This is a genomic window from Bradyrhizobium sp. B120, assembly GCF_049075665.1.
Lineage (GTDB): Bacteria > Pseudomonadota > Alphaproteobacteria > Rhizobiales > Xanthobacteraceae > Bradyrhizobium.
Genome location: NZ_CP185242.1, coordinates 4,688,188 through 4,711,763, shown reverse-complemented (window position 1 = coordinate 4,711,763; position 23,576 = coordinate 4,688,188). Strand labels below are relative to the sequence as shown.

At 65.0% G+C, this 23,576-nt stretch carries 22 protein-coding genes; 17 read left to right on the top strand and 5 right to left on the bottom strand.

The window, feature by feature from the left end:
• The first annotated feature begins 96 nt into the window (after positions 1-96).
• From tsf to fabZ, 10 genes are all read left to right on the top strand, one after another.
• Positions 97-1,020, top strand: coding sequence for a translation elongation factor Ts (gene tsf / locus ACOIX3_RS21530; protein ID WP_212314810.1), 924 nt, complete (start codon positions 97-99; stop codon positions 1,018-1,020).
• 69 nt (positions 1,021-1,089) lie between these two features.
• A complete protein-coding gene (gene pyrH, locus ACOIX3_RS21525) occupies positions 1,090-1,806 on the top strand; it encodes a UMP kinase (protein WP_092114611.1) in 717 nt (238 codons plus the stop codon).
• 73 nt (positions 1,807-1,879) lie between these two features.
• On the top strand, positions 1,880-2,443 hold the full coding sequence (gene frr, locus ACOIX3_RS21520) for a ribosome recycling factor (RefSeq protein WP_028334007.1): 564 nt from the start codon (positions 1,880-1,882) through the stop codon (positions 2,441-2,443).
• A gap of 21 nt (positions 2,444-2,464) precedes the next feature.
• Positions 2,465-3,223, top strand: coding sequence for an isoprenyl transferase (locus ACOIX3_RS21515; protein ID WP_420964185.1), 759 nt, complete (start codon positions 2,465-2,467; stop codon positions 3,221-3,223).
• Between the two features lie 80 nt (positions 3,224-3,303).
• On the top strand, positions 3,304-4,092 hold the full coding sequence (locus tag ACOIX3_RS21510; protein ID WP_420971771.1) for a phosphatidate cytidylyltransferase: 789 nt from the start codon (positions 3,304-3,306) through the stop codon (positions 4,090-4,092).
• 4 nt (positions 4,093-4,096) lie between these two features.
• Positions 4,097-5,323 (top strand): 1-deoxy-D-xylulose-5-phosphate reductoisomerase, encoded by a 1,227-nt coding sequence (dxr, locus tag ACOIX3_RS21505; protein ID WP_420964184.1) that lies wholly within the window; start codon positions 4,097-4,099, stop codon positions 5,321-5,323.
• 44 nt (positions 5,324-5,367) lie between these two features.
• A complete protein-coding gene (gene rseP / locus ACOIX3_RS21500) occupies positions 5,368-6,519 on the top strand; it encodes an RIP metalloprotease RseP (RefSeq protein WP_420964183.1) in 1,152 nt (383 codons plus the stop codon).
• Positions 6,520-6,696: 177 nt separating this feature from the next.
• A complete protein-coding gene (bamA, locus tag ACOIX3_RS21495) occupies positions 6,697-9,240 on the top strand; it encodes an outer membrane protein assembly factor BamA (protein WP_420964182.1) in 2,544 nt (847 codons plus the stop codon).
• A 32-nt stretch (positions 9,241-9,272) separates the two neighbouring features.
• Positions 9,273-10,334 carry a UDP-3-O-(3-hydroxymyristoyl)glucosamine N-acyltransferase gene (lpxD, locus tag ACOIX3_RS21490; RefSeq protein ID WP_092114606.1) on the top strand — a complete coding sequence of 354 codons (1,062 nt, stop codon included), beginning with the start codon at positions 9,273-9,275 and terminating at the stop codon, positions 10,332-10,334.
• Positions 10,334-10,792: a 3-hydroxyacyl-ACP dehydratase FabZ gene (fabZ, locus tag ACOIX3_RS21485; RefSeq protein ID WP_016841580.1), complete on the top strand. Its 459-nt coding sequence runs from the start codon at positions 10,334-10,336 to the stop codon at positions 10,790-10,792. The genes lpxD and fabZ overlap by 1 nt, the downstream gene beginning before the upstream one ends.
• 68 nt (positions 10,793-10,860) lie before the next feature.
• Here fabZ and ACOIX3_RS21480 read toward each other — a convergent pair whose 3' ends face one another.
• Entirely contained in the window at positions 10,861-11,184 is a 324-nt protein-coding gene (locus ACOIX3_RS21480; protein ID WP_420964181.1) for a KTSC domain-containing protein, read from the bottom strand.
• Positions 11,185-11,332: 148 nt separating this feature from the next.
• Between ACOIX3_RS21480 and lpxA the strand changes: the two genes are divergently transcribed.
• From lpxA to lpxB, 3 genes are read left to right on the top strand one after another with little or no spacing between them, the layout of a single operon-like run.
• Complete coding sequence (lpxA, locus tag ACOIX3_RS21475; RefSeq protein ID WP_176531053.1) at positions 11,333-12,127, top strand: acyl-ACP--UDP-N-acetylglucosamine O-acyltransferase; 795 nt, start codon at positions 11,333-11,335, stop codon at positions 12,125-12,127.
• 19 nt (positions 12,128-12,146) lie between these two features.
• Positions 12,147-13,004, top strand: a complete 858-nt coding sequence (locus tag ACOIX3_RS21470; RefSeq protein ID WP_342728855.1) for an LpxI family protein — start codon at positions 12,147-12,149, stop codon at positions 13,002-13,004.
• On the top strand, positions 13,001-14,182 hold the full coding sequence (gene lpxB / locus ACOIX3_RS21465; protein WP_420971770.1) for a lipid-A-disaccharide synthase: 1,182 nt from the start codon (positions 13,001-13,003) through the stop codon (positions 14,180-14,182). The genes ACOIX3_RS21470 and lpxB overlap by 4 nt, the downstream gene beginning before the upstream one ends.
• Positions 14,183-14,358: 176 nt before the next feature.
• On the opposite strand, the gene gltA is transcribed toward lpxB, so the two are convergent.
• The gene (gene gltA, locus ACOIX3_RS21460) at positions 14,359-15,660 is read right to left on the bottom strand and encodes a citrate synthase (RefSeq protein ID WP_092114598.1); all 1,302 of its coding nucleotides are present in this window, start codon (positions 15,658-15,660) and stop codon (positions 14,359-14,361) included.
• Between the two features lie 159 nt (positions 15,661-15,819).
• Positions 15,820-17,241 carry a glutamate--tRNA ligase gene (gltX, locus tag ACOIX3_RS21455; protein ID WP_420964180.1) on the bottom strand — a complete coding sequence of 474 codons (1,422 nt, stop codon included), beginning with the start codon at positions 17,239-17,241 and terminating at the stop codon, positions 15,820-15,822.
• A 179-nt stretch (positions 17,242-17,420) separates the two neighbouring features.
• Here gltX and ACOIX3_RS21450 point away from each other — a divergent pair, with 179 nt between their 5' ends.
• Both ACOIX3_RS21450 and ACOIX3_RS21445 read left to right on the top strand, forming a co-directional pair.
• On the top strand, positions 17,421-19,100 hold the full coding sequence (locus ACOIX3_RS21450; protein ID WP_420964179.1) for a glutamine--tRNA ligase/YqeY domain fusion protein: 1,680 nt from the start codon (positions 17,421-17,423) through the stop codon (positions 19,098-19,100).
• Between the two features lie 35 nt (positions 19,101-19,135).
• Positions 19,136-19,522 (top strand): YybH family protein, encoded by a 387-nt coding sequence (locus tag ACOIX3_RS21445; RefSeq protein ID WP_420964178.1) that lies wholly within the window; start codon positions 19,136-19,138, stop codon positions 19,520-19,522.
• Positions 19,523-19,676: 154 nt separating this feature from the next.
• Here ACOIX3_RS21445 and ACOIX3_RS21440 read toward each other — a convergent pair whose 3' ends face one another.
• The gene (locus tag ACOIX3_RS21440) at positions 19,677-20,285 is read right to left on the bottom strand and encodes a LysR family transcriptional regulator (RefSeq protein ID WP_420964177.1); all 609 of its coding nucleotides are present in this window, start codon (positions 20,283-20,285) and stop codon (positions 19,677-19,679) included.
• Positions 20,286-20,425: 140 nt separating this feature from the next.
• Here ACOIX3_RS21440 and ACOIX3_RS21435 point away from each other — a divergent pair, with 140 nt between their 5' ends.
• Both ACOIX3_RS21435 and ACOIX3_RS21430 read left to right on the top strand, forming a co-directional pair.
• A complete protein-coding gene (locus ACOIX3_RS21435) occupies positions 20,426-20,902 on the top strand; it encodes an L-2-amino-thiazoline-4-carboxylic acid hydrolase (RefSeq protein ID WP_420964176.1) in 477 nt (158 codons plus the stop codon).
• Positions 20,903-21,009: 107 nt separating this feature from the next.
• Entirely contained in the window at positions 21,010-23,295 is a 2,286-nt protein-coding gene (locus tag ACOIX3_RS21430) for a ComEC/Rec2 family competence protein (RefSeq protein ID WP_420964175.1), read from the top strand.
• Here ACOIX3_RS21430 and ACOIX3_RS21425 read toward each other — a convergent pair.
• Positions 23,292-23,519 carry a hypothetical protein gene (locus ACOIX3_RS21425; RefSeq protein ID WP_092114591.1) on the bottom strand — a complete coding sequence of 76 codons (228 nt, stop codon included), beginning with the start codon at positions 23,517-23,519 and terminating at the stop codon, positions 23,292-23,294. The genes ACOIX3_RS21430 and ACOIX3_RS21425 overlap by 4 nt on opposite strands.
• Positions 23,520-23,576 lie beyond the last annotated feature (57 nt).

Sequence of the window (23,576 nt, the reverse complement as noted above, 5' to 3'; positions counted from 1 at the left end):
CGCCGCTCCTAATTCCACGAACAACGATTTCCCTGTCGCTGACAGCGGCGCCATCGGGCGCCGCGGTTTCTGTACAGGCAAGAAGGACATTGAACGATGGCAACGATCACAGCAGCGATGGTCAAGGATCTCCGCGAATCGACCGGCGCGGGCATGATGGATTGCAAGGCGGCGCTGACCGAGAACAACGGCGACATGCAGGCCGCGCAGGATTGGCTGCGCAAGAAGGGCCTGTCCAAGGCCGCCAAGAAGGCCGGCCGCGTGGCCGCCGAGGGCCTGATCGGCGCGCTGACCTCCGGCACCAAGGGCGTGCTGGTCGAGGTCAATTCCGAGACCGACTTCGTTGCGCGCAACGAGCAGTTCCAGGGCCTGGTCAAGATGATCGCCCAGGTCGCACTGCATAACGGTGCCAATGTCGAGACGATCAAGGCGGCCAAGGTCGGCGACGTCACCGTCGAGACCGCGATCTCCGACGCCATCGCGACCATCGGCGAGAACATGACGCTGCGCCGCGCCGCTTCGCTCGAGGTGAGCAAGGGCGTGGTGTCGAGCTACGTCCACAACGCCGTCGTCGAAGGCGCCGGCAAGATCGGCGTGATCGTGGCGCTGGAGTCCACCGGCAAGACCGACGAACTCGCAGTGCTCGGCCGCCAGCTCGCCATGCACGTCGCGGCGGCAAAGCCGCTGGCGCTCGATCCGGCCGGGCTCGACCCGGAGACCGTCAAGCGCGAGAAGGACGTGCTGGCCGACAAGTACCGCCAGCAGGGCAAGCCGGAGAACGTCATCGAGAAGATCGTCGATTCCGGCCTGAAGACCTACTACAAGGAAGTCTGCCTGCTCGATCAGGCCTTTATCCACGACAGCGGCAAGTCCGTTGCCCAGGCGGTGAAGGAAGCTGAGGGTAAGGTCGGCGGGCCGATCAAAATCGCTGGCTTTGTGAACTATGCTCTCGGTGAGGGAATCGAGAAGCAGGAAAGCGACTTCGCCGCCGAAGTCGCGGCCGCCAGCGGCAAGAAGTAACCGCTGACACCTGGCGTCCGGCGTCCGCGCCGGAGGCCTGCCTGCGCGGGATGAGAAAGCGATCGCATCATGGCTGAGCCGATCTATCGTCGCGTGGTGATCAAGCTGTCCGGCGAATATCTGGCCGGCTCCCACGGGTTCGGTATCGATCAACCGACGGTCGACCGCGTCGCCGACGACCTGATCGCGGCCCGCAAGCTCGGTGTCGAGGTCGCGGTCGTGATCGGCGGCGGCAACATCGTCCGCGGCGTCGAGGTGTCCTCGCGCGGCGTGTCCCGGCCGACCGGCGACACCATGGGCATGCTTGCCACCATGATGAACTGCCTCGCGCTCGAGGCGGCGATCGAGCGCAAGGGGACCCCGGCGCGGACCTTGTCGGCATTCGTGATGCCGGAGATTTCCGAGCTGTTCACCCGTAGTGCGACGCACAAATATCTAGCCGAGGGACGCATCGTCCTGCTCGGCGGCGGAACCGGCAACCCGTTCTTCACCACCGATACCACCGCCGTGCTGCGCGCGGCCGAGATCGGTGCAGAGGCGGTGCTGAAAGCCACCAATGTCGACGGCGTCTACAGCGCCGATCCGAAGAAGGACCCCAAAGCCAAGCGCTTCGACCGCCTGACCCATTCGCAGGCGATCGAGGGCGGCTACAAGGTCATGGACGCGACCGCTTTCGCACTTGCCCGCGAGACGTCGCTGCCTATCATCGTGTTCTCGATCGCGGAGCCCGGTTCGATCGGTGCGATTCTGCGCGGTACCGGACACGGCACGGTCGTCGCCGGCTGATTGCCGCGCCTCCGGGTCCAGACTTTGGACCCGAGGGCGTCGACAGCCGGTTTCTAGTAAAGGGAGAAGCGTCATGGCCGCAGCTGGTTTTGACATCAACGACGTGAAGCGCCGCATGCAGGGCGCCACACAATCGCTCAAGCACGAGCTCGGCGGTCTGCGTACCGGCCGCGCCGCGGCCTCCATGCTGGAGCCGGTCCAGGTCGAGGCTTACGGCTCGCATATGCCGCTCAACCAGGTTGCGACCATCAGCGTGCCCGAGCCGCGCCTGCTCTCGGTGCAGGTCTGGGACAAGACGATGGTGAAGGCGGTGGAGAAGGCAATCGTCGACTCCAACCTCGGCCTTTCGCCGGCAACCGAAGGACAGGTGCTGCGCCTGCGGATTCCCGAGCTCAACGAGGAGCGCCGCAAGGAGCTGGTCAAGGTCGCGCACAAATACGCGGAAGCGGCCAAGGTCGCGGTACGCCACGTGCGCCGTGACGGCCTCGACGTGATCAAGAAGCTCGAGAAGAATCACGAGATCTCCGAGGACGATCAGGAGCGCCTGTCGAACGAGGTGCAGAAGGCGACCGACGGCGTGATCGCCGAAGTCGATCAGCTGCTCGCCGCCAAGGAAAAGGAAATCCTGACGGTCTGAAGGCGCTACGGGAAAGAGCAGATGTCGAACGCCGCCGCCCCAGCAACTGACGGACCGGATCGCTCCGGCAGTCCGTTGCATGTGGCGATCATCATGGACGGCAACGGGCGCTGGGCCGCTTCGCGCGGCCTGCCGCGCGTCGAGGGCCATCGCCGCGGCGTCGAGGCGCTGCGCCGCGTGGTGCGTGCGGCCCATGAACTCGGCATCGTCTATCTCACGATCTTTTCGTTCAGCTCGGAAAACTGGTCGCGGCCGGCCAGCGAGATCGGCGATCTGTTCGGCCTGCTGCGCCGCTTCATCCGCAACGATCTGGCGACGCTGCATCGTGACGGCGTGCGGGTGCGCGTGATCGGCGAGCGCGCCGGGCTCGATCCGGACATCTGCGCGCTGCTCAACGAGGCCGAAGAGCTGACGCGGAACAACGTCAAGCTCAACCTTGTGGTCGCCTTCAATTACGGCTCGCGGGCGGAGATCGCTGCCGCCGCGCGGCGCCTTGCGCGCGAGGTCGCCGAAGGCAAGCGCGACGCCGACTCCATCGATGCCGATACGCTCGGGCACTATCTGGATGCGCCCGATATTCCGGACCCGGATCTGATCATCCGGACCAGCGGCGAACAGCGGCTGTCGAACTTCCTGATGTGGCAGGCCGCCTATAGCGAGCTCGTGTTCGTGCCGATTCACTGGCCGGATTTCGACAAGGCGGCGCTCGTAGGCGCGATTGCGGAATACGGCAAGCGTGAGCGCCGGTTCGGCGGCCTCGCCGCGAAAACCGGCTCGTGAGCGAGCGCGAAGCCGCACCGGCGGCAGCAAGCGAGCAGTCGCCGGCGGCAGCAAGCGAGCAGGGTTCGCGCAACTTCGCAATGCGCGTGGTTGCGGCGCTGGTGCTGGCGCCGGTTGCGATCGCGCTGGCCTATCTGGGCGGCATCGCCTGGTCGCTGCTGGTGACGCTGGTTGCGGTCGGATTGTTCGCGGAATGGCTCATGGTCACCGGGCTCGGACGCGAGCTCCGCGTTATGGTGCCTGGTGTTGTCGCGCTCTTGCTCGCCGGGCTTTGCCTGATCGCCGGCCGCATCGATGCGGCGCTGGTGGTGCTCGCCGTCGGTGCGGTTGTCGTGGCGCTGACCTCGGGCGTGCGGCGCAACTGGGCCATCGCGGGATTGCTCTATGCCGCGGCCGCCGAGATCGCATCGGTGCTGCTGCGGCTCGATACCGCGAAGGGCTTTGCCGCGCTGATGTTCGTGTTGCTGATCGTGTGGGTCACCGATATCGGCGGCTATTTCGCGGGTCGCAGCATCGGTGGGCCGAAGCTTTGGGTGCGGGTCAGCCCCAAGAAGACATGGGCGGGCGCGGCCGGCGGTTTCGTCGCGAGCCTGCTCGTTGCGGCCTGCTTTGCCGCCTTCGAGATCGGCACGGCCGGGCCGCTGCTGGTGCTCGGCGCCGTGTTGTCGGTGGTCTCGCAACTTGGCGATCTCTTCGAATCCGCTGTGAAGCGGCGGTTCGGGGTGAAGGATTCGAGCCACATCATTCCCGGCCATGGCGGCCTTTTGGATCGCCTGGACGGATTTGTCGCGGCCGTCGTTGTGGCGGCGATTTTCGGCTTTCTCCGTGGTGGCGCCGATGGCGTCGGACGCGGTCTTATGGTTTGGTGATGAGATGAGCGCAGTTCCGTTGCGTAACAACAAGGCCGCGGCGGCATCCGCCGCGCGGTCCGTGACCGTCCTCGGTGCCACCGGCTCGATCGGCGACAGCACGATGGATCTGCTGCGTGGCGCGCGTGACCGTTACCGGGTCGAGGCGCTGACCGCAAACAGCAATGTCGAGGGACTGGCCAAGCTCGCCAAGGAGTTCGGCGCGCGGTTCGCCGCCATTGCCGATCCGGCACGGCTTTCCGAATTGAAGGACGCGCTGGCCGGAACCCGGATCGAATGCGGGGCCGGGGAGAGCGCCATCATCGAGGCGGCCGCGCGGCCGGCGGATTGGGTGATGGCCGCGGTCAGCGGCGCTGCCGGATTGAAACCGGCGCTCGCCGCGGTCGATCGCGGCGCAACCGTCGCGCTCGCCAACAAGGAGTGCCTGGTCTGTGCCGGCGACATCTTCATGGAGCGGGCCAAGAAGGCCGGCGCCTGCATCCTGCCGGCGGACTCCGAGCATAATGCGCTGTTCCAGGCGCTGGCTTCCGGCAATCGCGAGGAACTGACGCGGGTAATCATCACGGCCTCCGGCGGACCGTTCCGCACCTGGGCTCCCGCCGACATCGAGCAGGCGACGCTGGAACAGGCCCTGAAGCATCCCAACTGGAGCATGGGGCAGAAGATCACGATCGATTCCGCCTCGATGATGAACAAGGGCCTCGAGGTGATCGAGGCGTCCTACCTGTTTGCCCTCACGCCGGACGAGATCGACGTGCTGGTGCACCCGCAGTCGATCATCCACGGCATGGTCGAATTCTCCGATCGCTCCGTAATGGCCCAGCTCGGCACGCCCGACATGCGGATCCCGATCGCGCATTGCCTCGGCTGGCCGGACCGGATCGTCGGCCCATCCGCCAAGCTCGATCTCGCCAAGATCGGGCAGCTCACATTCGAGGCGCCGGACTTCCAGCGCTTCCCGGGGCTGCGGCTCGCTTACGAGGCGCTGCGGCTCGGCAATGGCGCGACAACGGTCTACAATGCTGCGAACGAGATCGCGGTCGCGGCGTTTATCGCCGGCAAGATCAAGTTCGGTGCGATCGCCCGGCTGGTCGAGGCCACGATGAACGATTGGATCAGGTCGGGGAATCAGCCACCACTGAACTCGGCGGATGATGCGATTTCCGTTGACCATATCGCGCGAAATAAAGCTGCCGCCCTATTGCCTCAAATTGCCTTAAAGGCAACCTAGAGGGTTGGGGACGGAGCCTATGGCTCTTGTCGAGGGGAATTCGAATGCCCGAGTATTTTCTTCATAGTATCAATGCGTTGAGCCATGGGCTCCTCGGTTATATCGTTCCCTTTCTCTTCGTCCTGACCATCGTTGTTTTCTTTCATGAGCTCGGCCATTTCCTGGTTGCGCGCTGGGCCGGCGTGAAGGTGCTGACGTTCTCGCTGGGGTTCGGGCCGGAGCTCGCCGGCTTCAACGACCGGCATGGCACACGCTGGAAGATCTCGGCGATTCCGCTCGGCGGTTACGTCAAGTTCTTCGGCGACGATAGCGAAGCGTCGACGCCGTCGACGGAGGCGCTCGCTTCGATGACGGCGGAGGAGCGCGAAGGCAGCTTCCACCACAAGTCGGTCGGCAGGCGCACCGCGATCGTCGCGGCCGGTCCGATAGCGAACTTCATTCTGGGCGCCCTGATTTTCGCGGGTATGGCGCTCTATTATGGCAAGCCCAGCACGATCGCCCGGGTCGATGGCCTGGTCGCCGAGAGCGTCGCTGCGAACGCAGGCTTCAAGGTCGGTGATGTCGTCGTCGATATCGACGGCAGCGCGATCCAGAGCTTCGCCGATATGCAGCGGATCGTAGCTTCGAATGCCGGTTCAGAGCTTGGCTTCAAAGTGAAGCGGGACGGTGCGATCGTTTCGCTAAAGGCTGCGCCAGCACTGAAGGAGGTCAAGGATCCCTTCGGCAATGCCCACCGAATCGGCGTGCTCGGAATCGAGCATAAGGCTCAGGTCGGCGAAGCATCCAGCGCTCCGGTCGGCGTCTTTGAAGCCATGAAGATCGGTGTCGAGCAGGTTTGGTACATTATTTCGAGCACGTTCAAGTTCCTGGGGTCGCTGTTCGTCGGAACCGGCAATCCGGCCGAGGTGAGCGGGGTCATTGGAATCGCGAAGCTGTCGGGTCAGGCCGCGAGCGCCGGGTTCCAGTTCGTTGTCAATCTTTGCGCCATCCTGTCGGTCTCGATCGGGCTGTTGAATCTGTTCCCGATTCCGCTTTTGGATGGCGGGCACCTCCTGTTCTACAGCGCGGAAGCGCTTCGTGGACGCCCGCTTTCGGAGCGGACGCAGGAGGTGGGTTTCCGAATCGGGCTGGGTTTGGTTCTGATGCTGATGGTGTTTGCGACGTATAACGACATCCTCAGAATCGCTGGGTCCTGAAACGGGGCTTTTCTGTGGCGTTGCCAATGGGCAACGTCTTGGTATGAAAATGGAAATGTTCGGCTGTAGTAAGTTTGCCCCCTTGGCAAAGTTAGCTACAAGCTGAGCGGCAGGTTGGGAATCTGTCGGGTCGTTGGGGAACGGTCCGGCATTGCGAAAGATAAGGGCGCGTTGCGCATGATGTTTGGAATGCGAGTGAGGGGGGGGCTGTTCGCCGCCTTGGTCATGTTCGCCGCGCCGGTGGCGGCCACCTTGGCGGCCGTTGCTGTCTCTGCGCCTGCGCTTGCGCAGACGGTCGATTCGATCACGGTGGAGGGGAACCGCCGCGTCGAGCTCGAAACCATCCGTTCCTACTTCCATCCCGGACCGGGCGGTCGACTGGGCCAGGCCCAGATCGACGACGGCCTGAAAGCGCTGATCGAGACCGGCCTGTTCCAGGACGTCCATATCGACCAGCGGGGCGGGCGCCTCGTCGTGGTCGTGGTCGAGAACCCGGTGATTGGCCGCGTTGCCTTCGAAGGCAACAAGAAGGTCAAGGACGAGCAGCTCACCGCCGAAGTCCAGTCCAAGCCGCGTGGCACGTTCTCGCGCCCGATGGTGCAGTCGGATGCCCTGCGCATCGCCGAAATCTACCGCCGTTCGGGCCGCTACGACGTGCGGGTCAATCCGCAGATCATCGAGCAGCCGAACAACCGCGTCGACCTGATCTTCGAGGTCAACGAAGGCGTGAAGACCGGTGTGCGGTCGATCGAGTTCCTGGGCAACAATGCCTACTCGGCGTCCCGCCTGCGCGACGTCATCAAAACCCGCGAATCGAACCTCCTGAGCTTCCTTGGCGGCAACGACGTCTATGACCCGGACCGGGTCGAAGCTGACCGCGACTTGATTCGCCGCTTCTACCTCAAGAACGGCTATGCCGACGTCCAGGTCGTGGCCGCACTGACCGAATACGATCCCGACAAGAAGGGCTTCCTGGTTACCTTCAAGATCGAAGAGGGCCAGCAGTACCGCGTCGCGGCCGTCAACTATACGTCGTCGATCGCAACGCTCGATCCGAACGCGCTGCGCTCGTTCTCGCGCGTCAATATCGGCTCGCTGTACAACGCCGAGGCGCTGGAGAAGTCGGTCGAGGAGATGCAGATCGAGGCGTCGCGCCGCGGCTACGCGTTCGCGGTGGTCCGTCCGCGCGGCGATCGCAATTTCGACAATCACACGGTGTCGATCACCTTCGCGATCGATGAAGGTCCGCGCACCTATATCGAGCGCATCAACGTCCGCGGCAACAGCCGCACGCGCGACTACGTGATCCGCCGCGAATTCGATATCTCGGAAGGCGACGCCTACAACCGTGCGCTGGTCGACCGTGCCGAACGCCGGCTGAAGAACCTCGACTTCTTCAAGACCGTGAAGATCACCACCGAGCCCGGGTCCTCCAGCGATCGCGTCATCCTGATCGTCGATCTCGAAGAGAAATCGACCGGCGACTTCTCGGTGTCGGGCGGCTATTCGACCACCGACGGCGCGCTGGCTGAAGTCAGCGTCTCCGAGCGCAACCTGCTCGGCCGCGGCCTGTTCGCGAAGGCGTCGGTGACCTATGGCCAGTATGCCCGCGGCTACTCGCTGTCGTTCGTCGAGCCCTATCTGCTCGACTATCGTATCGCGCTCGGCCTCGATTTCTACCAGCGCCAGCAGCTGTCCAACAGCTACATCGCCTACGGCACCAAGACGCTCGGCTTCAGCCCGCGCCTCGGCTTCAGCCTGCGGGAAGACCTGTCGCTGCAGCTGCGCTACTCGATCTATCAGCAGGAAATCACCCTACCGTCGACGCTCAACAACTGTAACAACAATCCCTTCCTGTCTGACGGTGTAACGCCCAATCCTGCGTTCAATCCGAGCCCGGCCTATGCGAACCTGAACGGGATCAGCCTGGTGTCGACCAACGGTCTCGGCTGCTACAGCGATGGCGAAGCCTCGCTGCCGGTCCGCAAGGAGCTGGCGGGCGGCAAGACCCTGACCTCGGCGCTGGGCTACACGCTCAACTACAACACGCTCGACAACAACAAGAACCCGACCGACGGTCTGATCATCGACTTCAAGCAGGACTTCGCCGGCGTCGGCGGCGACGTCAGCTACATCAAGAGCGCGATCGACGCGAAGTACTACACCCCGCTGGTGTCGGACATCGTCGGCGTGATCCACGCCCAGGGCGGCATCCTGAACAAGCTGGGCAGCGACGAACTGCGCATGTTGGATCACTTCCAGATGGGCCCGAATCTGGTCCGCGGCTTCGCGCCGAACGGCATCGGTCCGCGTGACATCAATCCCTACGGCACCATGGACGCGGTCGGCGGCACCAAGTACTGGGGCGTGTCGGCGGAGCTGCAGATGCCGTTCTGGTTCCTGCCGAAGGAAGTCGGGCTCAAGGGCGCGGTCTATGCCGACGCCGGCGGCCTGTACGACTACAAGGGACCGACCTCGTGGGCGGCGACGGGCGAAGTCAACACGGCTAACTGCGTGAGGCCGACGAACAACCCGCCGTCTCCGGGTACCTGCCTTGGCCTGAGTTTTGACGACAGCAAGGTTGTCCGTACCTCGGTCGGTGTCGGCCTGATCTGGCAGTCGCCGTTTGGTCCGCTGCGCTTCGACTACGCTGTACCGCTGACCAAGGGTGCGTATGACCGCGTGCAAGAATTCCGGTTTGGCGGCGGTACGACTTTCTAAAACCGCTGCTCGACCGGACTGCGACGGATGGAATGGCGCAGCCGATCTTCTTCAAAAGTCCTCCTTCGTCATCGCTGGCTGAAATTGCCGCGCTGACGAAGGCGCAACTGGTCGACCCCGAAAGGGGCGCGCTTCAGATCAGGGGGCTGGCCTCGCTCGACGAGGCCGGTCCGATGCATCTCGCCTTTTTCGACAATCTCAAATACGCCGACCAGCTGGCCGCGACCAAGGCCGGCGCCTGCCTGGTCAGCCCGCGTTTCGAGGCGCAGGTGCCGAAGGGCACCGCCGTGCTGCGGGCCGCAAAACCGTTCCAGGTGTTCGTCGAACTCGCCCGCGAATGGCACGCCGATGCGCTGCGGCCGCAATCCTGGTTCGGGACCGAGGGCATCGCCCCGTCGGCGATCATCGATCCCACCGCGCGCCTCGAGGATGGCGTCATCGTCGATCCGCTGGTCGTGATCGGCCCGCGAGTCGAGATCGGCTCGGGCACCATCATCGGCGCCGGCGCGGTGATCGGCGCCGACGTCAAGATCGGCCGCGACTGCAATGTCGGCGCCAAGACCACCATTCAGTTCGCACTGATCGGCAACAACGTGCTGATCCACCCGGCCTGCAATATCGGCCAGGACGGCTACGGCTTCATCTTCTTCGGGCCGGCAGGGCACGTGAAGGTGCCGCAGACCGGCCGTGTGGTGATCCAGAACAATGTCGAGGTCGGCGCCGCCTCGACCATCGACCGTGGTTCCCTGCGCGACACCGTGATCGGCGAGGGCACCAAAATCGACAACCAGGTCCAGATCGGCCACAATGTGACCATCGGCCGGCACTGCCTGCTCGCGGCCCAGATCGGGCTCGCCGGCAGTCTGACGATCGGCGACAATGTCGCGCTCGGCGCCAAGGTGGGCATCAACAACCACCTCAAGATCGGCGACGGCGCCCAGGTGACGGCGATGAGCGCGGTCAAGGACGACATTCCGGCCAATGGTCGCTGGGGCGGGCATTTCGCCAAGCCGACCAAGCAGTGGTTCAGGGAAATTATCGCGGTGGAGCGCCTGGTGCGCGACAACGAAGCCAAAGGCAAGGAACAGGAGTGATGGAGGAGGCACCGGTCAAATTCGAGCTCGTGGATATCAACGATATCCTGAAGACGCTCCCGCATCGCTTTCCGATGTTGCTGATCGACCGCGTGATCAAGATCCGCACCGACTACAGCGGTATCGGCATCAAGAACGTCACCTTCAACGAACCGCCGTTCCAGGGACATTTCCCGGATCGCCCGGTGTACCCCGGCGTGATGATGATCGAGGCGATGGCCCAGACTGCCGGCGTGATCGGCATCAAGTCGGTCGAGGGCACCGAGAAGCCGCGCGCGGTGTATTTCCTCACCATCGACAAGTGCAAGTTCAGGAAGCCGGTGATGCCCGGCGACACCATCGAGTACCACATGCGCTCGCTCGGCCGCCGCAAGACGATGTGGTGGTTTCACGGCGACGCCAAGGTCAACGGTCAGGTTGTCGCCGAGGCCGATGTCGGCGCGATGTTGACGGACTAGAGCGTTTTCGAGCGAAGTGGCCCCGGTTCGCGTGAAGAAAACGCGTCAAAAAACCTGGGCCGCCGAGCTCAAGGCGTCCTGCACGCGTATCGGCCGTCGGCGCCCGCGATGCGCAGGACGCGATTGAGGAAGACGCCCATCGATGGTGCGATCATCAGCGCGTCGTAGGTCTCCGTAGGCACGCCGCAATAATGCTGGTAGCTGCCCCTGACCGCGACCAGCAGCGTGCGTTCGCCCGCGCTGTAACAGACGCGCTGGACGATCGTGCTGCGGTTGATGTCGCGGCAGTCGAAGGTCGAGAGATCGACGCTCGTGCTGTTGCCGAGGTCGACGGTCTCCGGCCCGATCGGCGCGGAGAACAGGCTGAGGATCAGCGCGGCGGCCCGGACCATGGATCGGTTGCGACCTTCTCGTTTGCAACAGGCCGTCATGATACGTCACTGGACAGGGCGGTCAAAGTCGCGCTAACGACCGCCCAAATCGACCAATAGCGCCTTGATAGCGCCTTGGCGCCACTCACGAATTTCGGACCGTAACGACATGAGCATGATCGACCCCACTGCGCGGATTGCCGATGGCGCTGTGATCGGGGCCGGCACCGAGATCGGTCCGTACTGCATCATCGGCCCCAACGTCGTGCTGGGCGAGAACTGCAAGCTGATCGCGCATGTCACGATCAGCGGGCATACGAAGATCGGCGCCGGCTGCGTCATCTCGCCGTTTGCCGCGCTCGGCGGGCCGCCGCAGGATCTCAGCTATCGCGGCGAGCCGACCCGTCTCGAAGTCGGCGAGGCCTGCACGATCCGCGAAGGCGTGACGATGAATGTCGGCACGGTCAAGGGCGGCGGGCTCACCCGCGTTGGCGATCGCGGCTTCTTCATGAACAACAGCCATGTCGGCCATGACTGCATGGTCGGCAATGGCGTGATCTTCGCGACGTCAGCGACGCTCGGCGGCCACTGCGAGATCGGCGACTTCGTCTATATCGGCGGCCTGTCGGCGGTGCACCAGTTCACCCGCGTCGGCTCGCAGGTGATGATCGGCGGCGTCTGCGGCGTGCGCGGCGACATCATCCCGTTCGGATTAGCCAACGGTCAATACGCGGTGCTCGAAGGGCTCAACATCATCGGCATGCGGCGGCGCCAGTTCACCAAGGCGCGGCTGGCGACGGTGCGCGCGTTCTATCAAAAACTGTTCCACGGTCCCGGCATCTTCGCCGAGCGGCTGGCTTCGGTGCAGCCTCTGGCGGGTGAGGATCCTGCGATCGCGGAAATCCTTGCCTTCATCGAGGGTGGCAAGCTCCGGCCGCTCTGTCTTCCCGCCGACGTCAATTGAACAGGGGATGGCCGCCAGCATGACGTCAGCGGCTCCCTCGCTTTCCTCGCCGGTCGGCGTGATCGCCGGCGGCGGCGCCATGCCGTTCGCGGTCGCCGATCAGCTCACCGCGCGCGGCATCACGCCGGTGTTGTTCGCGCTGCGCGGTGCCTGCGATCCGGTGCGCGCGCAGCGGTTTCGTCATCGCTGGATCTCGGTCGGCCAGCTCGGACGCGCGACCCGGTTGTTCCGCGACGAAGGCTGCCGCGACCTGATCTTCATCGGCACCCTGGTGCGTCCCGCACTGTCGGAGATCCGGCTCGACTGGGGCACGCTGCGTTTGCTCGGCCATGTCGTGCGCGCGTTCCGCGGCGGCGACGATCATCTGCTGTCGAGCGTCGGCCGCATCCTCGAGCAGCAGGGATTTCGCATGGTCGGCATCAAGGATGTCGCGCCTGATCTGCTGATGCCTGAGGGCGCCGTGACGCGCACGACGCCGGACTCGAGCGCGCTCGCCGACATCGCGCGCGGACGCGGCGTGCTCGATGCGCTCGGCCCGTTCGACATCGGTCAGGCGGCCGTGGTGATCGACGGTCACGTGGTTGCGGTCGAGGACATCGAAGGCACCGATGGGCTGCTCGCGCGGGTGGCGCGGCTGCGTGCCGACGGCCGCATCCGCGCCAAGGCCGGCCGCGGTGTGCTGGTGAAGGCGCCGAAGAGCAAGCAGGATCTGCGCTTCGATCTGCCGACCATCGGTCCACGCACGGTCGAGGGCGCGGCCGCGGCGGGCATCGCGGGGATCGCCGTGATCGCCGGCAACACGCTTGCCGCCGATCCGCAGGCGCTGATCGAGGCCGCCGACGCCAAAGGGCTGTTTGTCATCGGACTGGCGGGCTGATGCAGGCGCGCAGTCCCAGCAGCGGCCGCAAGATCTTCCTCGTCGCGACCGAGGAGTCCGGCGACCGCCTTGGCGCAGCGCTGATGAAAGTGCTGCGCCAGCGCCTCGGCGATGCCGTGCAATTTTCCGGCGTCGGCGGCCGGGAGATGACGGGTGAGGGCATCGATCCGCTGTTTCCGATCGAGGAGCTCTCGATCATCGGCTTTGCCGCGGTCGTGAAGCAATTGCCGAAGATCCTGCAATTGATCCGGCGCACGGCCGATGCCGTGCTCGCCGATGCCCCTGACATGCTCGTCATCATCGACAGCCCCGACTTCACCCACCGCGTCGCCCGCCGTGTCCGTGCGCGCAACCCCGACATTGCGATCGTCGACTACGTGTCGCCATCGGTCTGGGCGTGGCGGCCGGGCAGGGCGCGCGCGATGCGAGGCTATGTCGATCACGTGCTCGCGCTGCTGCCGTTCGAACCGGAGGAATATCGCAAGCTGCAGGGACCGCCATGCAGCTATGTCGGCCATCCCCTGACCGAGCAGCTCACTTCGCTGCGGCCGAACGAGGAGGAGCAGAGGCGGCGCGATGCGCAGCCGCCGGTTCTGCTGGTGCTACCCGGAAGCCGGCGCAGCGAGATCAGGCATCATCTGGCGCTGTTCGGCGCGGCGCTCGGCCAGCTCAACAAGCAAACCCCGTTCGAGCTCGTGCTTCCGACCATGCCGCATCTCGAGGCCATGGTGCGCGAAGGCGTGGCGTCATGGCCCGTGGTGCCGCGGCTTGCGATCGGTGAGAGCCAAAAGCGCGCCGCATTCCGCGTGGCCCGCGCGGCGCTCGCAAAGTCCGGTACGGTGACGCTGGAGCTCGCGCTGTCAGGCATTCCGATGGTGACGGCCTATCGCGTCGGTGCCGCCGAGGCGTTCATCCTGCGCCGTGCGATTCGGGTGTCGTCGGTGATCCTCGCCAATCTCGTGATCGGCAGCGATATCATTCCCGAGTTTCTGCAGGAGGACTGCACGCCGGACAAGCTCGCGCGCGCGCTGGTCGATGTACTCGCGGATTCGCCCGACCGTCTGCGGCAGCTCGTGGCGTTCGCGACGATGGACGGGAAGATGTCGACCGGCGACCAGCCGCCGAGCGTCCGCGCCGCCGACATCGTGCTGGCGGAGATGGACCGGAGTTCGACCTAGTCATTCATTCATCCTGTCGTCAGCGGCGGCATACGGCCGCAACGGTTCCGCTTGCTTCGAACACCGCACCTCTGGCTGCCGCGCCTCGATGCGCTCGCGACCGAAGTCGCGCGGGGCAAACGAAAACGGCGCCATCAGGAATGATGGCGCCGTCTCGAACTTGTCAGAGATGAAGCTTACTTGCGCTTGTCGATCGTCACATAGTCGCGGCGCGCCACGCCGGTGTAGAGCTGGCGCGGACGGCCGATCTTCTGCTGCGGATCCTCGATCATCTCGCTCCACTGGCTGATCCAGCCGACGGTGCGGGCGACTGCGAACAGCACGGTGAACATCGAGGTCGGGAATCCCATCGCCTTCAGCGTGATGCCCGAATAGAAGTCGACGTTCGGGTAGAGCTTGCGGTCGATGAAGTAGGGATCGCTGAGCGCGATCTTCTCGAGCTCGAGCGCGACCTTCAGCATCGGGTCATCGCCGTGGCCGGTCTCGGCCAGCACCGCGTGACACATCTTCTGCATGATCTTGGCGCGCGGATCGTAGTTCTTGTAGACCCGGTGACCGAAGCCCATCAGGCGGACTTCGCTGTTCTTGTCCTTCACCTTGGCGATGAATTCGGGAATCTTGTCGACCGTTCCGATCGACGACAGCATGGCGAGCGCGGCTTCGTTGGCGCCGCCATGGGCCGGACCCCACAGGCAGGCGATGCCGGCCGCGATGCAGGCGAACGGGTTGGCGCCGGAGGAGCCGGCGATACGCACCGTCGAGGTCGACGCGTTCTGCTCGTGATCGGCATGCAGGATGAAGATCTTGTCGAGCGCGTCGGCGAGCACCGGGTTGATCTTGTATTCCTCGCACGGCACCGCGAAGCACATCTGCAGGAAGTTCTCAGCGAAGGAGAGCGAGTTCTTCGGATACACGAAGGGCTGGCCGATGGTGTATTTGTAGGCCATCGCCGCCAGCGTCGGCACCTTCGCGATCATCCGCATCGAGGCGATCATGCGCTGCTTCGGATCGTTGATGTCGGTGGAGTCATGGTAGAACGCGGCGAGCGCGCCGACCGCAGCAACCATGATCGCCATCGGATGCGCGTCGCGGCGGAAGCCCTGGAAGAAACGCGCCATCTGCTCGTGCACCATGGTGTGGTGGATCACGCGATGATCGAAGTCCTTCTTCTGCGCCGGGGTCGGAAGCTCCCCGTAGAGCAGCAGGTAGCAGGTTTCGAGGAAGTCGCCGTTCTCGGCGAGCTGCTCGATCGGGTAGCCGCGGTATTCGAGGATACCGGCGTCGCCGTCGATATAGGTGATCTTCGACTGGCAGCTGCCGGTCGAGGTGAAGCCGGGATCGTAGGTGAACACCCCGGCCTGGCCGTAGAGCTTGCCGATGTCGATGACATCAGGCCCAACCGTGCCGCTCAGGATCGGGAAATCGTAGTTCTTGTTGCCAATGGTGAGTGTGGCTGTCTTGCTGGATTTTGCGTCCATCGTGAGATCCCCGATGAAATCGTTGCGAAAACCGACCTTGCCCAGTCGCTAATTTGCGGCCCATGGCGGGGCGGAACGGCTTGTGAGAAAGCGTCCGGCGATGGGTAGCTCATTGCAATGTGCGCTGCAAGATGGACCCTGGAGGGGGTCCATGCAGGATCACGCCGCCTGATCGGCGAGACGGGCGAGACACTCCTGGCGTCCCAGGACCGCCAGCACGTCGAAGATGCCCGGCGATGTCGTGCGTCCCGTCAGCGCCACCCGCAGCGGCTGGGCGACGGCGCCGAGTTTCAGATTGTTCTGCTCGGCGAAATTCCGCATGGCGGTCTCGGTGGTTTCGGCGGTCCAGTCGTTGACGGCTTCCAGCGCGGTGCGCAGCCGGCCGATCAATGCGCGTGTTTCCGGCGTGAGGAGCGCGGCCGCTTTCGGATCGAGCTCCAACGGGCGATCGGCGAAAATGAAGTAGGCGCCCGCGATCAGCTCGATCAGCGTCTTGGCGCGCTCCTTCAGGCTCGGCATCGCCCGCAGCAATTGCGCGCGGGTGGTGTCGTTGAGCTTGGCCTTCAGCGCGGCGCCCTCAGGAACATAATCCAGCACGCTCTCGAACTGGCTCACGAGGGATTGATCGTCGCTTTGCCGGATGTAGTGGCCGTTGAGGTTCTCCAGCTTGGCGAAATCGAACCGCGCCGCCGAGCGGCCGACGCCCGAGAGATCGAACGCGTCGATCATCTCCTGGGTCGAAAAGATCTCCTGGTCGCCATGGCTCCAGCCGAGCCGGACGAGATAGTTGCGCAAGGCGGCCGGCAGATAGCCAAGCGCGCGGTAGGCATCGACGCCGAGCGCGCCATGGCGCTTCGACAGCTTCGAGCCGTCGGGCCCGTGGATCAGCGGGATGTGGGACATGCTCGGCAGCTCCCACTCCAGCGCGTCGTAGATCTGCTTCTGGCGCGCGGCGTTGATCAGGTGGTCGTCGCCGCGGATGATGTGGGTGACGCCCATATCGTGGTCGTCGACCACGACCGCGAGCATGTAGGTCGGGGTGCCGTCGCCGCGGAGCAGGACGAGGTCGTCGAGGTTCTCGTTCTGCCAGACCACGCGGCCCTGGACCTGATCTTCGATCACGGTCTCGCCGGTCTGCGGCGCCTTGAGGCGGATGGTCGGCTTGACGTCGGAAGGCGCGGTCGCCGGATCGCGGTCCCGCCACATGCCGTCATACAGGCGGGTGCGGCCCTCGGCGCGCGCCTTCTCGCGCATCGCGGTGAGCTCCTCCGGGGTGGCGTAGCAGTAATAGGCGCGCCCGGCGGCGAGCAGGCCCTCGGCGACCTCGCGATGGCGGGCGGCGCGGCTGAACTGGTAGATGACGTCGCCGTCCCAATCCAGCTCGAGCCATTTCAGGCCGTCCAGGATGGCGTCGATCGCCGCCTCGGTCGAGCGTTCTCGGTCGGTGTCCTCGATCCGGAGCAGCATCTTGCCGCCGAGCTTCCTGGCATAGAGCCAGTTGAACAGCGCGGTGCGGGCACCCCCGATGTGGAGGAAGCCGGTCGGCGAGGGGGCGAAGCGGGTAACGACGGAATTGGTCATGATCGAGTGCGACGTATGCTGGAATGGGCGGTGGTGTATATCAGGAACCGAACATAACTAAAGCCCCGGCTGACCTTTTGCCGGCCAAACCAGGCTTGAAACCAGACTTTGAAACCAGGCTTGGCCGGACGGCGCGAATTTGGCAGAAGGTTGGGCTGACTCCTCCAGGGAACCCTTTGATGACGATTGACACGACGGCAGAGGCAGGGCGCGACTTCATCCGCGACATCGTCCAGGCCGATCTCTCCTCCCACAAGCACAACCGGATCGTGACCCGCTTCCCGCCGGAGCCGAACGGCTACCTGCATATCGGTCACGCCAAGTCGATTGCCCTGAATTTCGGCATCGCGCAGGAGTTCGGCGGCCAGTGCAATTTGCGCTTCGACGACACCAATCCGACCAAGGAGGAGCAGGAGTACATCGACTCGATCCAGGCCGACGTGCATTGGCTCGGCTACGATTGGGGCAAAAACCTCTTCTTTGCGTCGGACTATTTCGAGCGCCTGTACGATTGGGCCGAGGGCCTGATCAAGGCTGGCCATGCCTATGTCGACGATCAGTCGCAGGAGGAGATCCGCACTTCCCGCGGCACGCTGACCGAGCCCGGCAAGAACTCGCCGTTCCGGGACAGGTCGGTCGAGGAGAACCTCGACCTGTTCCGCCGCATGAAGGCCGGCGAGTTCACCAACGGCGCCCGCGTACTGCGCGCCAAGATCGACATGGCCGCCGGCAACATCAACCTGCGCGATCCCGTGCTGTACCGCATCCTGCACGCCCACCATCCGCGCACCGGCGACAAATGGTCGATCTATCCGAGCTACGACTACGCGCACGGCCAGTCGGACGCCATCGAGGGCATCACCCATTCGATCTGCACGCTGGAGTTCGAGGATCACCGCCCGCTCTATGAGTGGCTGCTCGACAAGCTGCCGGTGCCATCGAAGCCGCGCCAGTATGAAATGGCGCGGCTCAATTTGACCTACACGCTGCTGTCCAAGCGCGTGCTGACCCAGCTCGTCCGCGACGGGCACGTGTCAGGCTGGGACGATCCGCGGATGCCGACCGTCGCCGGCCTGAAGCGGCGCGGCGTGCCGCCGGCTGCCGTGCGCGAGTTCATCAAGCGCATCGGCGTCGCCAAGGCCAACAGCGTGGTCGATGTCGGCATGCTCGAATTCTGCATCCGCGAGGAGCTGAACCGGACGTCGCTGCGCCGCATGGCGGTGCTGCGGCCGCTCAAGGTGGTGATCGAGAACTATCCGGAAGGGCAGGTCGAGGAGATCGAGGCGATCAACCATCCCGACAATCCGGAAGCCGGCACCCGCAAGATCGCGTTCGGCCGCGAGCTCTATATCGAGCGCGACGACTTCATGGAGAACCCGCCGAAGAAGTTCTTCCGCCTCTCGCCCGGCAATGAGGTGCGGCTGCGCTATGCCTACTTCATCAAGTGCACCAGCGTCGTGAAGAACGACGCCGGCGAGATCGTCGAGCTGCGCGCGACCTATGATCCCGCGACCAAGGGCGGCAACGCGCCCGATGGCCGCAAGGTGAAGGCGACGATGCACTGGTTGCCGGCGGCGCAGTCGAAGCCGGCGGAGATCCGCATCTATAATCAGCTGTTCGCCAACCCGAGCCCGAACGCCGCCGATTTCGCCGCCGACCTCAATCCGCAGTCGCTGGAAGTGCTGAGCGATGCGCGAGTCGAGCCTGCGATCGCCGAGAGCAATTCGCCAGAGGCGATGCAGTTCGAGCGGCAGGGCTATTTCGTGCGCGATGCGGATTCGACGCCGGACAGGCTGGTGTTCAACCGTACCATCGGCCTGCGCGACACCTTCGCCAAGGAAGTCGGCGGCAAGGGTTAGCGTAGTCCAGCGCGAACAACGGACGGAGGCGATCGATGCCTGACGAAGCCGACGGTATCGCCTCCGCCATCATCGCCAGATGGTCCGGAGGCTTCGGCAAGCTCGATGCGGATACGCTTGCTGCGCTCTACTCGCAGCACGCGTTCTTCTTCGGCTCGAACCCGACGCTCTATCGCGGCCGCGACGGCGTCAAAGCCTACTTTGACGGCCTGCCGCGCTGGCAGGCACCGCGCGTCCAGTTCAGCGAGGTCAGGACGGAGCAGGTCAATGACAGCCTAGTCAACATGGCTGCTATCGCCTCGTTCTTCCTCGACAGCGATGCGCCCGCGCTCGCCGTCAAGATCACCTGGGTGATCGCGCGCGAGGACGGCGACTGGAAGATCGCCTGCCATCACGTCTCGTCGCAGACGCCATTGATCTAGCACCTGTCAAAATATCGAAAACAACCCCATGCAAAGTAGCCGGCGGCCGCCGGCGATCGGCAAGGCGACTTGACACGTCGGGCAAATCAGCGGTATTCTTCTATTATTCCGAAATCATGCAGCGCGCCGCCGCAGGCTCTAGCCGCGGCCCGCATCACGTCTCGGCGGACATATTCTGCTCTTGCAGGATTTGGACGAGCGCCCGGTGCTCCAGGCAGCCGGCCAATCCCGGCAGCGTGAGCAGGGTGGCCGGCACGGTCATGCCCTTCGGCGAGCGAAGTTCAATCTGCTCGAGGTGCAGCCCCGGATGCGATCGCGTGGTGGATCGCAGCAAGGCGTCGAGCCTGCCGTCGATCAGTTCGCCGAGATCGCCGGTCGCGGAGAGAGTGACGCGCATTTGCCGTTGATCCTGCCGCGTCAAGCTTTGGATCGCAGGGCACTTCCTTGACAGGATGGCTGGTGCAACGCCGAGCCGAAGCCGCCTGCCGCGAAGCGCGGGCGCTGTACGATGCGTCGCGTGCGATATCTCACGGAAGGCGCGGCTGATCGACGGCAGGTACTCTTCGCCGGCGGTCGTCAGCAGCAATCCGCGCGGCAGCCGCCGGAACAGCGCGATCCCCAACGCGGTCTCCAGCGCCTTGACCTGCTGGCTGACCGCGCCGGGCGTCACGCACAATTCGTCGGCCGCGCGCTTGAAGCTCAAATGCCGCGCGGACGTCTCGAAGGCGCGTAGTCCGTTCAGGGGAGGAAGACGGTAGCTCATTGTCGGCACTTCTCAGGGTCTATGGAGCCGCAGTTTTCAGGGATAGATTTTCTAAGTCAACGGGCAAGGAGGATTGGTTTGATCCGGCCGGTCCACTCGCGCAGAAATAGCCCGACCGGTTTCTGCCAGGGAGAGCATCCATGCCCAACACTCACGACGTGGCCATCAGTCATTTGCAGCGGCGCAAGATCGAGGGCCGCGTTCTGATCCCCTTCATCCAGACGCTGCGCGACAAGCTCGGCGACGATGCCACGCGGGAGCTCGTCGATGCCACGATACGCCGGCTCGCGGCCGAGGATGGCGCAACATGGGCCTCCACCTATGGACAGGGCATCGGGTCGTTGAGGCGGATTGTAGATGAATTGTGGGCGGCCGGTGGCGCCATGGAGGTCCAGATCCTGGACCAGTCGGAGCAACAGTTTGCTTTCAATGTGAAGCGCTGCGGCTATGCCGAGTTCTACAAGGATCTCGGCCTCGCCGACATCGGCTACGAGGTTCACTGCAAGCGCGACCATGCCATGCTCGCGGGCTTCGACGACGGCCTGCAGCTCTCCCGTTCCCAGACCTTGATGGAGGGGGCTTCGTGCTGTGATTTCCGCTTTCGCAGGACCCCGTAGTAGCCGCAGCGCGTGCTGCCGGATACCTTCGTGTTCCGGTTGTGTTCCGCTAGGCGGCCGACGGGGGCTTCCGCTAGCTTTGTGGCCCGGCAGGGATCGCAAGCGGAATGGCGGAGCAGGGCACGACGCCGGGCGGCAGACGCGGCTACGCGGGGACTTGGCCGCCGCGCGCGGCTGCGCCGGTCGGTGGCTACGTTCCGGTGCGCACCAGCATCTGGCGGCCGCTCGTCGAGACATTGCGGCAATGGGTGCGCGCGGAGACGGGGGCCGGGCGGCTGTTGCCGTGGGTGCCGGTGGCATTCGGCACCGGGATTGCGTTCTATTTCGCGGCCGAGCACGAGCCGGTCTTGTCCGTCGCGGCGTCAGTCGCGATCGCGCTCTGCCTGCTGGCACTGCTGCTGCGGCGGCATCGGGTGTTTGCCGCCGTGGTGATGCTGGCCGCGGTTGCCGCGGGCTTTGCGACGGCGACATGGAAGACCGCGCGGATCGCCCATGGCGTGCTGGCGCGCCCGATATATTCCGTGGCGCTGACCGGTTTTGTCGAGACGCGCGACGTCAGAGAGAAGACCGACCGCTTCGTGCTGCGCGTCGTCACGATGGAAAGCCAGCGCGAGGCGCCAAAACTCGAGCGCGTCAGGCTCTCGGTGAAGAAGGGCACCGCGCCCGACGTCGGCAGTTTCGTCGAATTGAAGGCGCGGCTGATGCCGCCGCTCGGGCCGCAGCGTCCGGGCTCCTATGATTTCGGCCGCGACCTCTATTTCCAGGGGATCGGCGCATCCGGTTTCGTGATGGGCGCGGTGAGGACCAGGGAGCCGCCGGCAACTGGTGGCCTTGCGTTGCGCTATGCCGCCTTCATGCAGTGGCTGCGCGATGCCATCGACGCGCGGATCCGCACCACGCTGGACGGCGACCAGCGCGCGATCGCAACGGCACTGCTCACCGGCCGGCGCGATGCGATCACGACGCCGGTCAACGACGCGATGTTCATCTCGGGGCTCGGCCATGTGCTGTCGATCTCCGGCTATCACATGGCGGTGGTCGCGGGTGTCGTGTTCTTCACGATCCGCGCGTTGCTTGCGCTGTTTCCGGCGCTGACGGCCGGGCACCCGATCAAGAAATGGGCGGCGGCGGCCGCGCTCGTCGCGGCGGCGTTCTACCTCCTGCTGTCGGGGGCGGAGGTCGCGACCCAGCGATCGTTCTTCATGACGGCCGTGGTGCTGATCGCGGTCATCGTCGACCGCCGCGCGATCACCTTCCGCACGCTGGCGGTGGCGGCGCTGATCGTGCTCGCGATCGCGCCGGAGGCACTGGTGCATCCGAGCTTCCAGATGTCGTTTGCGGCGACGCTCGGGCTGGTGGCGCTGGTGCAGATCGGGCTGCCGAACCTGCTGGCGTCACCAGATCATTCGGCGACCGCACGGGTAGCGCTGTGGGGCGGGCGCGAGCTCACGATGCTGATGCTGGCCTCGCTGGTCGCCGGGCTCGCGACGACGCCCTACGCCGCGTTCCATTTCCACCGCGTGACGCCCTACGGGCTGCTGGCGAACCTTGCGGCGATGCCGGTGGTGTCGGCGGTCGTGATGCCGGCCGGCCTGCTCGGGCTGCTCGCCATGCCGTTCGGCTTCGACGGCGTGTTCTGGGCGATCATGGGGTTCGGCATCGACTGGATGATCCTGGTGACGCAATGGGTCGCCGCGCTGCCGGGCGCGGTCGGCCGGATGGCGGCGTTCGGAATCGGGCCGATGGTCGTGGCAAGCGCGGGCCTCATCCTGCTCGGGCTGTTGCGGACGCCGCTGCGTTGGTCGGGTGCCGTGCTGCTGGTGGTGGCCTCGGTCTGGGCGGTGCGGGTGCCGCAGCCGGACGTGCTGGTCTCAGCCGACGGTCGCAACGTTGCGGTGCGGGGCGGCGACGGCCGGCTGCATCTGATGCACAGCGCGAAGGACGCATTCCTCGTCAAGGAGTGGCTGGCGGCGGATGCCGACGCGCGGACTGCGACGGACTCGTCGCTCGGCGAGGGCGTCTCCTGCGATCCGAGCGGCTGCGTGACGCAGGGTCCCGGCGGCGCCTTCGTCGCGCTGGCGAGCCGGCCCGAGGCGCTGGCCGACGACTGCGAGCGTGCGGTGCTGATCGTGAGCGCGCGACCGGCGCCGAAGGATTGCGCGGCCTCGGTGATCGATGCCGAGCGGTTGCGGCGCCACGGCGCGCTGGTGCTGCGGCGCATCAGGGACGGCTACGTGATCGATGCGGTCAAGCCCGGCGGGATCGACCGGCCGTGGTCACCGGCGGTCCCCGGCGACGGCGAGAGTGAGACCACGCTGCGCACGCCCGCGACCGCTCCGCGGCCCGCCGTCGACGCGACGCCGGCCGAAACCGATTTGCAGGGCGATGATTAACCGTTGTCGGGCGAGGGCCCGGTCGGCAGCTCGAACAGGCCGAGATGGTATTCGTCGGAGTCAGGGCCGGCGTCGGGCTTCTTGACGAGGGTGAAGGAAGCCTCGGGGAATTGCTCCCAGACCTTCAGGTCGTCAGCCGTCACCGTCAGCCAGCCGAACCGGAACATGTAGCGGCCCGGCTCCGTGACGCGTCCAGCCTTTTGCCATGTGACCTTGTCGACCACCACGCACGTCCTCCGTGCCCGATGATGCGCCAAGGCGCGTGTCGACGCAATTCTCCA

Coding starts and splice junctions, on each gene's coding strand:
- pyrH (WP_092114611.1), top strand. CDS start 1,090: ATGGCTGAGCCGATCTATCGTCGCGTGGTGATCAAGCTGTCCGGCGAA.
- lpxD (WP_092114606.1), top strand. CDS start 9,273: ATGGCGCAGCCGATCTTCTTCAAAAGTCCTCCTTCGTCATCGCTGGCT.
- ACOIX3_RS21470 (WP_342728855.1), top strand. CDS start 12,147: ATGACGTCAGCGGCTCCCTCGCTTTCCTCGCCGGTCGGCGTGATCGCC.
- dxr (WP_420964184.1), top strand. CDS start 4,097: ATGAGCGCAGTTCCGTTGCGTAACAACAAGGCCGCGGCGGCATCCGCC.
- ACOIX3_RS21445 (WP_420964178.1), top strand. CDS start 19,136: ATGCCTGACGAAGCCGACGGTATCGCCTCCGCCATCATCGCCAGATGG.
- ACOIX3_RS21435 (WP_420964176.1), top strand. CDS start 20,426: ATGCCCAACACTCACGACGTGGCCATCAGTCATTTGCAGCGGCGCAAG.
- rseP (WP_420964183.1), top strand. CDS start 5,368: ATGCCCGAGTATTTTCTTCATAGTATCAATGCGTTGAGCCATGGGCTC.
- gltA (WP_092114598.1), bottom strand. CDS start 15,660: ATGGACGCAAAATCCAGCAAGACAGCCACACTCACCATTGGCAACAAG.
- frr (WP_028334007.1), top strand. CDS start 1,880: ATGGCCGCAGCTGGTTTTGACATCAACGACGTGAAGCGCCGCATGCAG.
- ACOIX3_RS21515 (WP_420964185.1), top strand. CDS start 2,465: ATGTCGAACGCCGCCGCCCCAGCAACTGACGGACCGGATCGCTCCGGC.
- fabZ (WP_016841580.1), top strand. CDS start 10,334: ATGGAGGAGGCACCGGTCAAATTCGAGCTCGTGGATATCAACGATATC.
- lpxA (WP_176531053.1), top strand. CDS start 11,333: ATGAGCATGATCGACCCCACTGCGCGGATTGCCGATGGCGCTGTGATC.
- bamA (WP_420964182.1), top strand. CDS start 6,697: ATGATGTTTGGAATGCGAGTGAGGGGGGGGCTGTTCGCCGCCTTGGTC.
- ACOIX3_RS21450 (WP_420964179.1), top strand. CDS start 17,421: ATGACGATTGACACGACGGCAGAGGCAGGGCGCGACTTCATCCGCGAC.
- ACOIX3_RS21510 (WP_420971771.1), top strand. CDS start 3,304: ATGCGCGTGGTTGCGGCGCTGGTGCTGGCGCCGGTTGCGATCGCGCTG.
- ACOIX3_RS21430 (WP_420964175.1), top strand. CDS start 21,010: ATGGCGGAGCAGGGCACGACGCCGGGCGGCAGACGCGGCTACGCGGGG.
- ACOIX3_RS21480 (WP_420964181.1), bottom strand. CDS start 11,184: ATGGTCCGGGCCGCCGCGCTGATCCTCAGCCTGTTCTCCGCGCCGATC.
- gltX (WP_420964180.1), bottom strand. CDS start 17,241: ATGACCAATTCCGTCGTTACCCGCTTCGCCCCCTCGCCGACCGGCTTC.
- ACOIX3_RS21440 (WP_420964177.1), bottom strand. CDS start 20,285: ATGAGCTACCGTCTTCCTCCCCTGAACGGACTACGCGCCTTCGAGACG.
- tsf (WP_212314810.1), top strand. CDS start 97: ATGGCAACGATCACAGCAGCGATGGTCAAGGATCTCCGCGAATCGACC.